At 41.4% G+C, this 11099-nt stretch carries 12 protein-coding genes and 1 pseudogene; 2 read left to right on the forward strand and 11 right to left on the reverse strand.

The features are described 5' to 3' along the window. Window positions 1–511: 511 nt before the first annotated feature. From mazF to B3209_RS10720, 10 genes and pseudogenes are all read right to left on the reverse strand, one after another. Window positions 512–850, reverse strand: coding sequence for an endoribonuclease MazF (gene mazF / locus B3209_RS10675; protein ID WP_296690588.1), 339 nt, complete (start codon window positions 848–850; stop codon window positions 512–514). Continuing rightward, the gene (locus tag B3209_RS10680; protein WP_296690589.1) at window positions 844–1077 is read right to left on the reverse strand and encodes an AbrB/MazE/SpoVT family DNA-binding domain-containing protein; all 234 of its coding nucleotides are present in this window, start codon (window positions 1075–1077) and stop codon (window positions 844–846) included. The genes mazF and B3209_RS10680 overlap by 7 nt, the downstream gene beginning before the upstream one ends. Window positions 1078–1158: 81 nt before the next feature. Next, window positions 1159–2301, reverse strand: a complete 1143-nt coding sequence (locus B3209_RS10685) for an ATP-binding protein (RefSeq protein ID WP_296690590.1) — start codon at window positions 2299–2301, stop codon at window positions 1159–1161. 124 nt (window positions 2302–2425) lie between these two features. Beyond that, window positions 2426–2647 (reverse strand): SUMF1/EgtB/PvdO family nonheme iron enzyme, encoded by a 222-nt coding sequence (locus tag B3209_RS10690; RefSeq protein ID WP_414718102.1) that lies wholly within the window; start codon window positions 2645–2647, stop codon window positions 2426–2428. Between the two features lie 5 nt (window positions 2648–2652). Next, window positions 2653–3690 (reverse strand): SUMF1/EgtB/PvdO family nonheme iron enzyme, encoded by a 1038-nt coding sequence (locus B3209_RS10695; protein WP_296690591.1) that lies wholly within the window; start codon window positions 3688–3690, stop codon window positions 2653–2655. Between the two features lie 542 nt (window positions 3691–4232). After that, complete coding sequence (locus tag B3209_RS10700; RefSeq protein WP_296690592.1) at window positions 4233–4382, reverse strand: hypothetical protein; 150 nt, start codon at window positions 4380–4382, stop codon at window positions 4233–4235. A gap of 242 nt (window positions 4383–4624) precedes the next feature. Then, entirely contained in the window at window positions 4625–6874 is a 2250-nt protein-coding gene (locus tag B3209_RS10705; protein ID WP_296690593.1) for a hydratase, read from the reverse strand. Window positions 6875–6954: 80 nt separating this feature from the next. Continuing rightward, window positions 6955–7257 carry a nucleotidyltransferase domain-containing protein gene (locus B3209_RS10710; RefSeq protein WP_296664195.1) on the reverse strand — a complete coding sequence of 101 codons (303 nt, stop codon included), beginning with the start codon at window positions 7255–7257 and terminating at the stop codon, window positions 6955–6957. Further along, a pseudogene (locus tag B3209_RS10715) lies at window positions 7257–7496 on the reverse strand (nucleotidyltransferase substrate binding protein); the annotation flags it as partial. The gene B3209_RS10710 and the pseudogene B3209_RS10715, both read right to left, overlap by 1 nt. A gap of 2 nt (window positions 7497–7498) precedes the next feature. Beyond that, complete coding sequence (locus tag B3209_RS10720; RefSeq protein ID WP_296690594.1) at window positions 7499–7666, reverse strand: hypothetical protein; 168 nt, start codon at window positions 7664–7666, stop codon at window positions 7499–7501. A gap of 101 nt (window positions 7667–7767) precedes the next feature. Between B3209_RS10720 and B3209_RS10725 the strand changes: the two genes are divergently transcribed. Continuing rightward, complete coding sequence (locus tag B3209_RS10725; RefSeq protein WP_296664196.1) at window positions 7768–8124, forward strand: hypothetical protein; 357 nt, start codon at window positions 7768–7770, stop codon at window positions 8122–8124. Window positions 8125–8130: 6 nt separating this feature from the next. Here the strand turns inward: B3209_RS10725 and B3209_RS10730 are convergent, their stop codons facing one another. After that, window positions 8131–9345 carry a hypothetical protein gene (locus tag B3209_RS10730; RefSeq protein ID WP_296664197.1) on the reverse strand — a complete coding sequence of 405 codons (1215 nt, stop codon included), beginning with the start codon at window positions 9343–9345 and terminating at the stop codon, window positions 8131–8133. Window positions 9346–9614: 269 nt separating this feature from the next. Between B3209_RS10730 and B3209_RS10735 the strand changes: the two genes are divergently transcribed. After that, window positions 9615–10928, forward strand: coding sequence for an esterase-like activity of phytase family protein (locus B3209_RS10735; RefSeq protein WP_296690595.1), 1314 nt, complete (start codon window positions 9615–9617; stop codon window positions 10926–10928). Window positions 10929–11099 lie beyond the last annotated feature (171 nt).

Below are 11099 nucleotides of genomic sequence, written 5' to 3' on the forward strand. Positions count from 1 at the left end.
CAACCATTACTCCAGATGCAAAACCCAAAAGAAATTTCTGGACATTTTTATTTAAATTTTTCCCAAGAAAATAAACGCAGGCTGAGCCCAATGTGGTTCCAAGAAAAGGAATCAGAATTCCATAAAAAGCATTCATATACTGATTATAGATTTAAAGAAGCGCAGTTTCAATGTTCGGATTTCGGCCGGAATTTGACGGCATGACACCAATATGTTATATTAAATGAAAGGAAATGCCCGAACTTTGGGTTATCTCCACTAAATGCGATAATAGCCGCCGCAGTAGGTCAAACTTGGCGGCTATTTTTTACTCTACTTATTTTTTAGGTAAGTGAGAGCGGCAATAACTGTGCCTGCAGCGGAAACTTAATTTATATATCATTAAGAAAATAAAGTAACTAAGTTGCCCGAATAAAGTAACTATATTTTCAAATATAGTTACTTTATTTTAAAATATAGTAACTATATTTACTCAACATACTGGGAATATTTTTCAGAGCGTTAAAAGGCTTTATTCAATCATCAGATTTATGTTGTCAACAACGGAATTTATTTCTTCCTCTGTTGTCTTTTCTATAAAATCACAGTTTCTTTGAGTCCAGTCAAGATTCTTTACCTGATCGCTTAAAATGCAGCCGTTGATAGAATGATTTTCCAGCACGATTTCAAAGGGATAACCCTTTATATGGCTTGTAACAGGACAGAACAAGGCAAGTCCTATTTTCTGATTGTATTTTTTCTGGGAAACACAAACTGCGGGACGGCGACCTTTCTGTTCATGTCCAGTCTGAGGATCAAAATCCAGCCAGACCAAGTCACCTTTTTCAGGAACATATTTTGATTTTACCATTCTTCGTTTCCTACAGCATTGCCTGTTGAAACTTCTGAATGAATGTTTTCTGGCGTTACCATAGCCAACATATCATCAAGTGATTTTTTCTGAGGAAGAATAACCATTTTTCCTTTTTCAGCAATAACTTCAATCTTACTGCCGCTTCTTACATTGTTGTCTTTTGCCCAAAGAGAAGGAATTCTTAAACCGAGGCTATTCCCCCATTTCTGAACTACAGTCTGCATAATGCGCCTCCATACATTCAGTATATACAATGTATATTCTATTTTGTCAAGTTATAAAAACAGACGCGCAATTAAAAATGGCTAACCAGTAACAAATTCCATATAATTGTCTTTTGTCACTACAGAAAAAGAAATTTCCGGATAATTATTTGAGAATGTCAACGGACATTTTACATTCGCCTTTTTAGGATTGCACTTAAACTCATAAGCAGAAAATTTTCCGTCAATTTCTTCTATAAAGTCAATTTCCTGTTTTTGTGTTGTGCGCCAAAAATAGCATTTTGCTTTTCTGTTATGGAAAGCGTTGTTTTTTACACGCTCGCTTATCAAAAAATTCTCCCAAATCATGCCAATATCGGAACGCAAATCGCAGGGAGAAAAATTTGAGATAACAGCATTTCTAACACCGTTATCATAAAAATAAATCTTTATGCTTTTTTTCAGTTCATTACGAACATTGCGGCTGTATGAATGAAGATGAAAAACAACGAAAGCCTTTTCAAGCAAATCTACATATTTTTGAACAGTAAGAGTGTCGATTCCCAAAAGATTTCCAAGCTCATTGAAAGAAACTTCACTTCCAACCTGCAAAGCAAGGGCTTGAACAAGCTTTTCAATCACAGCAGGTTTCCTAATATCTTGAAATTCAAAGACATCCTTATAAAGATAGCTTGAAACAATATTAGAAAGAATTTCTTTTTCCCCGCCAGGATTATTTGCAACATCAGGATAAAAACCATAGACGAGCCTATTTTCAAGCTGTTTCATCTCATCAAGCATATTTGAATTCAAAACAAGCTCGTTTGTAGAAAAAGGGAAAAGATTATATTCAAACTTTCGCCCGGTCAAAGGCTCATTTATGGTGTTTGACAAATCAAGGGCAGAAGAGCCGGTTACAGCAATTTGAACTTCCGGAAAGTTATCATGCAGGATTTTTAGTTTAAGCCCAATATTCTGAATACGCTGAGCCTCGTCAATAACAATAAATTTCGAATTTCCTATAAGAGACTTGAACCTAGCGGAAGATTCTTCTGATAAAATCTTTCTAACTTCAACCTCGTCACAATTCCAATACTGAACGGAATTATTTTCAAAATTTTCAGAAAGGATTTTTCTTAGCAGAGTAGTTTTTCCTACCTGACGCGGTCCAATCAGAATCAGAACCTTGCCGCTCCCTATTTTTCCCTCAAGAATTTTCTGCAAATCACGCTTGATTTCTTTCATATCAAAGATTATACGGCAATAAAACAGTCTAATCAACAAAAATTATAACATTTATTGATTACAATCGAAAATTGTTATAATTTTTGTTGATTTTTTTTACTAATAGTTCCAGCACAAGCCAACGCTAGTTGGCGTTGCGAACAAGGCGGAAGCCGCCACGGTAGCGGTAATCTCTCGAATACGAATCCGGGCCTGTACTTGGAGTGTAGCTTTCTATTTTGCCGTTGTCCCAATCCCAGCACCATTCATATACGTTTCCGCTCATGTCGTAAAGTCCGTAAGCGTTTGCCTTTTTAGTCTTTACATCCATTGTTCCATATATAATATTGTTTCCAGCCCATGCCACATCGTCTATCTCATCGCTTCCAGCATAGGTGTAGCTTTCGCCGCCATGCGCAGCCCACTCCCATTCTGCCTCTGTCGGCAGGCGGTAGCCGTCTGCTTTAAAGTCGCATATCGCGGCATCCCATGTGCTGTTATCTGAAGCCGGAACATTTCCCCAGTCCTTTGGGTCTGTTTTCCGTCAATTGCATAGCAAGGAGTCAAGCCTTCCTTCATAGAACGAATGTTGCAGTATACAAGCGTGTCGTACCAGTTTAATTCGCTTACAGGGCTGTTTTTTACATTGTCATCGCCTTTAAGCTTGTTTCCGTCCTTGTCGTAAGCGTCGGCTTTGCTTGGGTCGCTTCCCATTACAGCCTTGTATTCTCCGCGTGTTACCTCATGGTCGCTCATGTAGAACGAGGCGATTTCAAGTTTACGTCCGCTTACGAACACCTCTGATTCCGGAGTCCATTTTTCTGTTCCGGCAATTGAAGCGGCAGGAATTTTCACAAAGCCCTCTGGATTCGGCTCGATACTGCCGGAAGTTGAACCTCCAGTGCTGCCGCTTTCTGAACCGCCGCTGGATGTTGAACCTCCAGTGCTGCCGCTCTCTGAACCAGTTTCGCTGCCAGAAGAGCTTGAAGAGCCAACTTTTGTAAAAGTTACAATTTCATCTATATCTACCGTGAATTTTCCATCTTTTACAGCAAGGTCGCTATCTTCTACTTCTGCTACCCATTCACTAGAAAGTGTGTCTGACGAGTGGGTCTGGTGCTGATGAATTGTGCCGTTCTCAAAAGTACCGTCCAGTTTGTAAGTGCCTTTTCCTTTGTTTGTAGCGTTCGCCGCAGAATAGTCCCCCAAAGACCAAGTCATTAAATAAGTGCCGTCAGCTTTGTATTCAATCTGAATTGTTCCTTCATAAAATCTGGTTGATTGAAATACTGCAGATTCAGAAGTCGAACCGCCAGTAATAGTTCCATCACCTGAACCATCGCTGCAGCCAAAGACTGCAAGCCCCATTGCCATTGCCGCAAGCGCGGCAAAAATTCTTGATTTCTTCATTTTTTTCTCCTTCGAAAAATGATTTAAACAAAAAAAGACCGCTGTGCTGCAGGCGCGCAAATTTTTGCGCGCCGCAATACAACGGTCTTCGTTTTATTCTTTATATAATCGCCTGAAGACAGTGTTGCTATTCTGAGTTCTGAGTTCTGAGTTCTGAGTTCTGAGTTCTGAGTTCTGAGTTCTGAGTTCTGACAAGATTGTGTTCTTCATTCCTTATTTGTCAAGCAGCAGTTACTGTTTTATTGTAGAATATTTTACAGGAAGAAAAGCGGGAGCGAAAGTGCGTTTTACGCACCGAATTCTGCCATGCTGTCAAAATCTTGCTTATTGACAAGTAAAGATTTACACATTTTATGAGCGTTAAAAGCTAAAATTATCACATTTTATGTTTTAGATTTAACAGAAGGAGCCGCAGAGCAAAGAAGCGGATTTTACATTGCATTTTTCGCATAAGGTTATTGAGGAAAAACCATTTTCCGCACAAAAAAAAGGCTCCGTCCCACATAAAGCGAAACAGTGCCTTTCAGTTGCAGTTTGCCAGTTCAAGCCTGCCTGAATAATATTAATGAAGGCAAGACAACTTGCATGAGCCTGAAGTGCTTGTCATTCGTCCAAACTTCGCAATCGTGCTTTATCGCAAGATACGCAATCATTGCATCCTGAAAAGGAACTGCCAGACGGTAGATTTTCATTTTTATAAACAGAAGCATCTTTCAATGAGACACAACTTGTAAAAAATAGTATCATCGTAATATAAAAAACAAATAAACTTCTCTTTTTCATTTTTATTCTCTACATAAATCATTTTATATCATGTTTTTTATTTTTCTACCGTAATACAAAACTATAAAATAAAATTGTAATTTTATTCACCATAATTTCTCGAAGCAGAAAAAAAGGTTCTTCAAAAAGAAGAACCTTTTCCCATTAAATTTTATCCCCTGTAAAAGTTAATCAAGCATCCTGCCTGAATAATCTTCCGCTCGTCGTCGGTCATGTCGCCGGTTGCAAGGTCGAACTCGGCGGTTGTGCCGTCGGCGCGGACTGCGTAGGCTTTTATGACAGGGAGCTTTTCCGCAATCATCTTTTTTGCGCCCGGAACAAAAATGTAGTCGCCGTTCGCAAACGGAAGGTTTTCTGCCGCAGCCGAATCCCCTTGCTTGTAAAGGAACGGAATCATTCCCCAGTTAATCAGGTTCGAGCGGTAGCGTTTTGTGGCATAGTCGCTTGCAATGTTCGCACTCGCGCCAAGAACTCTCTGGCAGCTTGCCGCCTGCTCGCGCGCTGAGCCGTCGCCCGGCTTAACAGCGTAGATTGTAGAGCCAAGCCCCGCCTTTTCAATTCTTCCCTTGAACTCAGGATATTTTTCTTCCAAGATTTTTTCCGCGCGGCTCACTTCCGCCATGACCTCTTCCGACCTGTCGCGCACAGCCTTTGCGCGTCCAACGTAGGCAGGATCTTTGCGGCTCAAAGTGAACTCCGCAAGTCCAAGCGGATTTGAGCGGAAACTTGAAGTCTCGCCCGAAGGAATAAGCTCGTCCGTAGTTGTAACCGGGTCGTGGATTTCAGATACAACCTTGAGCAGGATGTCGTCTGAAAGCGGCTGCATCTCAGGCCAGTCCTTGATGTTCGGGCCGAACTGAATCTGAACTTCAGGATGCGCAACTCCTTTTGAGTCGTAAACGCGCTTTTCGTAGATTGTCTTGTCAAAGAAATATTTTTTCTTGCTGAACTCGCCGTCTGCCAAGTCTGTAGCCGCAGTAAGGAAGCCCTTGTTTGCAGCAGTCGCAGCGATTGAGCGCGCGTCCATAAGCGCAACAGAGGCAATCTGTCCGTTCTGAATTTTTGAGCCCTCGCGGTTCGGGAAGTTTCTTGTTGAATGGCGGATTGAAAGAGCGCCGTTTGCAGGAGTGTCGCCTGCGCCGAAGCAAGGTCCGCAGAAAGCAGTCTTGACGATTGCGCCGGCGTCAACAAGCGAGGCAAACGCTCCGTTCTTCATAAGCTCCATGTAGACCGGCATAGAAGCCGGATAAACGTTCAGAAGGAATTTGCCGTTTCCAGTGTCCTTTCCCTTCAGGATGTCGGCGGCCGCGCAGATGTTCTCAAAACCGCCGCCCGCGCAGCCTGCGATAACGCCCTGGTCAACGTAAAGCTTTCCGTCAATCACCTTGTTTTTGAGCGTAAAGTTCACCTTGTCGCCGAATGAGACTTTCGCTCTCTTTTCAGTTTCATCAAGAATATCCATAAGATTCTTGTTAACTTCTTCTATTGTATATGCGCAAGAAGGATGGAACGGCATGGCAATCATCGGACGGATTTCTCCCAAGTCAAGCTCAATCGCGCCGTCATAATAAGCGTCAGTCCCCGGATTCAGCTCCTTGTAGTCGCCTTCCCTTCCGTGGATTGAATAGAACTCGCGGATTTTCTCGTCAGTTGACCAGATTGAAGAAAGACAAGTTGTCTCAGTCGTCATAACGTCAACGCCGATTCTAAAGTCAGCGGAAAGATTCGCAACTCCAGGGCCGACAAATTCCATCACCTTGTTCTTGACGTAGCCGTTCGCAAAAACAGCCTTGATAATAGCAAGAGCAACGTCCTGCGGACCTACACCCGGAACTGGAGAGCCTGTCAGGTAAACCGCGATAACGCCCGGCATATTCACATCGTAAGTCTTTCCCAAAAGCTGCTTTGCAAGCTCGCCGCCGCCCTCACCAATCGCCATAGTTCCAAGCGCGCCGTATCTGGTGTGGCTGTCTGAACCCAAAATCATGTCGCCGCACTTTGCAAGCATCTCGCGCGCAAACTGGTGGATTACAGCCTGATGTGGAGGAACGTAAATTCCGCCGTATTTCTGAGCGCAGGTAAGACCGAACATGTGGTCGTCCTCGTTGATTGTTCCGCCAACCGCGCAGAGCGAGTTGTGGCAGTTAGTCAGAACATAAGGAATCGGAAACTTTTCAAGCCCCGAAGCGCGCGCCGTCTGGATAATTCCGACGTAAGTAATATCGTGTGAAGTGATTTTGTCAAATTTGATTTTCAGCTTAGAAGCGTCGCCCGAAGTGTTGTGTTTCTGCAGAATAGAATAAGCGATTGTGTTTTTCGCACAGTCAGCAGGATTTTTGCCCGGCACGGATTCAACCAATTTTCCGCCCGAAAGAAAAGCGCCTTTTTCCCAAAGTTTCATAGAGTCCTCGAATTGTTCTTAAGATAAATATTGAATATATGGAAGAGATTAGCACAAAACGCAGATTTTCTCAACGCTCGTTATTTCTGATAGAAAACTTGTCCAACTCTTTTTATATGGTCAATTAAATCTTGGTTCGTGAGTTTTGAAAAAATCGATATGTCAACTTTTATTGGCAGCAAGGAATCGTCAAAATCATTCACAAGTTCTAAAAGAACAGAACTTGGAATTTCTTCTTCAATTATTGTTAAATCTATGTCAGAGCCTTCTTGGAAATTTCCTTTTGCACGGCTTCCATAAACAACAACTTTTTTTATCTGCGAATATTTTGAGAATATTTCATTTATAATTTTTTCTTGTTTTAAAGTCAGTCCAAAAGCCATTATAAATTTTTTTTCAGTGTTTCTTTTAAATTTAAAAATTCCTTATGATAATCTAAAACGCATTTATCAATTATCTGCTGAACAGAATCTTCATCATAAGCGTGGCTAGACAAATTCCTACTGGCAATCATATCCATCCAGATGTCGCCGTTTTTTATAAGCCCGACAGAATAAGCGTTTCTTATTGCATCTTTCTATCCGATTATCTGGGAAGCTGCGCCCTTGTATTCAAGAAAATCTTTTAAAACTTTCCATGAAAGTTCCTGTGTGAATTCAAAACTTTGAACAAGCCCTGTTTTTCAAGCTTGGACAAAGTTCTTTTAGATAAAAGTTCTATGGCTTCTGAAAAATTTTCCAGCACATTGCAATAGTTTTGAAATCTCTGTTTCCAGCGAATGTCCTGTTCCATAAAATTAATTCTACCAAAAACAACTTCTTTCTTCCACAAAAAATATATCGGTTTAAATTTAAACTTTACTAGAATAAGAACAAATATTATCATGTTGTTCAATGTTTAATTCAAAACGCATTTTAATTTTTACACTGATTTCATCCGCAGTTCTCTTTTCCGCCTGTCATTTTGGAACAGATGAAACTTTTGAGCTAAGCATAAAGGACACGACAAAAGACACTGCGTTTGTAATCGGATTTACATTTGATGACTCAACAAAATTGTACGCACGAATTAATCCTGGAACAATTGCAACAATAAAATGCGAGCAGGAAGTTACAAAAATTGAATTCTTTTCAGGAATAAATTTGCAGACTAAACAAATGTATTTAAAGGCAACCTACAGCCGCAGAATAAAACACACAACCACGCTTACAATTTCAGAAACTTCCGACGGAAAATATTTTGTGAAGTAGTCTGAATTAAAACCGCAGAGTAAGTGAAGCTACAACAGGCTGGTCAAAAAGATTTGAAAGCGAAATATTCGGAGCATCAGTTTCGTAATCTTTAGGCGAACCAGTTGTGTTTCCTTCTGGATTTAAAGAAAGCTGCCTTGTATACGAAGAGCCAATTTGAAAAACTGCATTTTCGTTCATTTCAAGTTTTAGTCCAAGCGCAAATCCAGTTTCGTTTACAGTTCCGTGCAGATTCCGTCCGCCGGTGTGCAGTTCACTCATGTGATCAAAATTCGCCCAGTAAAATCCGCATTTAAATCCAACAATAAGCTGCATATTTTCTGTAACGTCATAAATTGCTGAAAAAGGAACACTCACCCTCCACTCCGCGTTTCCGTTTTCTGGAATCCAGTTTGTGTTTTCTACAACTTTTCCAACACCGTTTTTTTCAAGTTCAGCAATTCTTTTGTTTACGGAATTATCCGCAGTGTTTACACAGTTGAAATTCATCATAAATGACGGACGCAAACCAAATTTTAAATTGTCAAGAATATTCCATTTCCACCCGGCCCAAAAAGAAAATCCCTGCATTGGAACAAGCCCCGAAACTTCATTCACTGCAGAAGGATATTTTAAAGTCGGCATCACGGTGTAAGTTCCTCCTGCTCCGCACATTCCGTCCGGCGAAAAATCCAACTTAAAAATAAAAGGAATTTGTGCCACGTCAAGACAAAGGGCTTTCCAGTATCTGAATTTTCCTTCAGCCTCAAATCCAATCTTAACAGGGACAGATTCAAAAGTTTTTCCGATTTCAACTTTCGGAGCAGCAGTGCCAAGCCCCTTGTAAACGTTTTTATCGAAATAACTTGCGCGCACTCCAAGCCCAAGAGACGGAATGCCTGCCATTATGCAAACATCCATGTCGGTCAGATTATGCGGCCACGGCTTGTGATTCATTATTTTTGCATTGTAACCTGCGCCCCAGTAAATTCCAAGAAAATTCACCGACCAGGCAAAATTAATAGCATCGTCATAAAGACCTGTGTGAAAATAGTAATTTCCGTCAAGCTGATTTTGCCAGTAGCGAACATCAAACATATCGCCGTACTGAGAGCGGAAAACTCCGAATGAACATTCTTCTACAGTTCCTGATGTCTGCGAAAAAATTTCAATTCCAGAAAAAATACATAAGAATGAAAAAACTCCGGCAGCCTTCCAATTTTTTAGCTTTAATCCGAACATAAATTTAAAATCCCAAAACCTTTTGCAATTTAGAAAACAGTAAAAAAAGCCAAGACAAAACGCAACCCAATGTCCAAACAATTTCTTTCGCCCAATATACTACACAAGATTTTTTTCGACAAGCAGTTTGGAGGATGCTAACGTGTACTGGCATGGGGATATTATAGCATGGATTTCAATAACAAATTATCCTTAACCTAACAGTTTCTTAATAAAAATTTTACAGTCCGCGTTTATCTTTTTTGTAAAACATAATCAAAGAGGTTTTTATGAAAAGGCAATTATTTTACGTATTGGCGGCAGCGGCAGCTTTCTTGCCGGTTTCCTGCGCTTCAACATCAAAGGCGGGAGCAGATTCATCTTCTCCGTTTGAAAAAGTCGGCTTAAATGGAAGCAAAGTTCCCTACACTGTTCTTGCAAAGACAGCAAGCGGAGTGGAAATCCAAAACGGCGGATACGGCTCGGACGCATGCGCCCATCCAACGGATTCAAGTCTATTTTATTTGTTGACAGACCGCGGACCGAACATCGACTTCAAGGGCGGAAGCGGAAAAGGAAAAATGTTCCCGGTTCCTTCTTACGCGCCAAGAATCGGACTTTTCAAGATGAACGATGACGGCTCAGTTTCGCTTGTAAAGGAAATCACTCTTAAAACTCCTGACGGAAAAGATATAACCGGGCTTCCAAATCCTGCCGGAAAAGGCGCGACCGGAGAAATCGCCTACGACCTTGACGGAAACATTCTTGGAACAGACGAGTACGGACTTGACAGCGAGGGAATCGTCGCTATGAAAGACGGAAGTTTCTGGATTTCCGATGAGTACGGGCCGCACATTGTCCATTACGACGCGGACGGAAAGCAGATTGAAAGAATAAGCCCTTTCGGAATGGACACAGGAAAAAGGCATCTTCCGGCAGTTCTTGCGCGCCGCCGTGCGAACCGTGGAATGGAAGGGCTTGCAGTAACTCCTGACGGAAAAACTCTTGTCGGAATCATGCAGTCCACACTTTTCAATCCCTCAAAAAAAGAGATTTCAAACAAGCAGCTTGTGCGCATTGTAACTTTCGACATTAAAACTGGAAGCACAAAGCAGTACGCATATATCCAGAACAAGGAGACAGATTCAACCTGCGGAATTACGGCTCTTTCAAACACAGAATTTGCTGTAATTGAGCGTGACGGAAAGTTTTCCGGCGAAAAGGAAGCGCATAAGTATCTTTTCAAGATTGACCTTAAAGACGCGACAGACATAACAGGAGAAAATCCAGAATCGAAAGAAGGACTTTTGCTGAACGGAAAAACTCTTGAGCAGTGCGGCACGGAAGAGATTGAGGCGGCCGGAATCAAGCCTGTAAAAAAGGAATTCCTTGTTGACCTTGTGGAATATCTTCCGAACAAATATCCGCACGACAAGCTTGAAGGCCTTTGGATTTTAGACAGCAGCACAATCGCCGTGGCAAACGACAACGACTTTGCAATCAATGTTGAAAACAACCAGCTTGTGCAGAAAAAGCTCCCCGGAACAGACAGCATTGACGACGACGTGATTTACGTAATAAAACTTCCAAAGAGCTTGAGATAATTTTTTTAGGAAGACACTAGGCTGGTAAAATAAGCTTGGCTTAGATTGAATTATAAAAAAAACTGCCCTGCAAGATCTCACAGGGCAGTTCAATTTTTTCTAGCTCACCTTACAGCTTCCGCGCTTTGAGCCAGTTTTCTATCAAATCGGCAATCTGCCTGTTGTTTTTTT

It is taken from the genome of Treponema sp. UBA6852, from assembly GCA_002449305.1.
Lineage (GTDB): Bacteria > Spirochaetota > Spirochaetia > Treponematales > Treponemataceae > Treponema_D.

Bases quoted from the DNA above. Each gene is read 5' to 3' on its own strand.
- mazF (WP_296690588.1), bottom strand. From the start codon at position 850: ATGGTAAAATCAAAATATGTTCCTGAAAAAGGTGACTTGGTCTGGCTG.
- B3209_RS10680 (WP_296690589.1), bottom strand. From the start codon at position 1,077: ATGCAGACTGTAGTTCAGAAATGGGGGAATAGCCTCGGTTTAAGAATT.
- B3209_RS10685 (WP_296690590.1), bottom strand. From the start codon at position 2,301: ATGAAAGAAATCAAGCGTGATTTGCAGAAAATTCTTGAGGGAAAAATA.
- B3209_RS10695 (WP_296690591.1), bottom strand. From the start codon at position 3,690: ATGAAGAAATCAAGAATTTTTGCCGCGCTTGCGGCAATGGCAATGGGG.
- B3209_RS10700 (WP_296690592.1), bottom strand. From the start codon at position 4,382: ATGAAAATCTACCGTCTGGCAGTTCCTTTTCAGGATGCAATGATTGCG.
- B3209_RS10705 (WP_296690593.1), bottom strand. From the start codon at position 6,874: ATGAAACTTTGGGAAAAAGGCGCTTTTCTTTCGGGCGGAAAATTGGTT.
- B3209_RS10710 (WP_296664195.1), bottom strand. From the start codon at position 7,257: ATGGCTTTTGGACTGACTTTAAAACAAGAAAAAATTATAAATGAAATA.
- B3209_RS10720 (WP_296690594.1), bottom strand. From the start codon at position 7,666: ATGGAACAGGACATTCGCTGGAAACAGAGATTTCAAAACTATTGCAAT.
- B3209_RS10725 (WP_296664196.1), top strand. From the start codon at position 7,768: ATGTTTAATTCAAAACGCATTTTAATTTTTACACTGATTTCATCCGCA.
- B3209_RS10730 (WP_296664197.1), bottom strand. From the start codon at position 9,345: ATGTTCGGATTAAAGCTAAAAAATTGGAAGGCTGCCGGAGTTTTTTCA.
- B3209_RS10735 (WP_296690595.1), top strand. From the start codon at position 9,615: ATGAAAAGGCAATTATTTTACGTATTGGCGGCAGCGGCAGCTTTCTTG.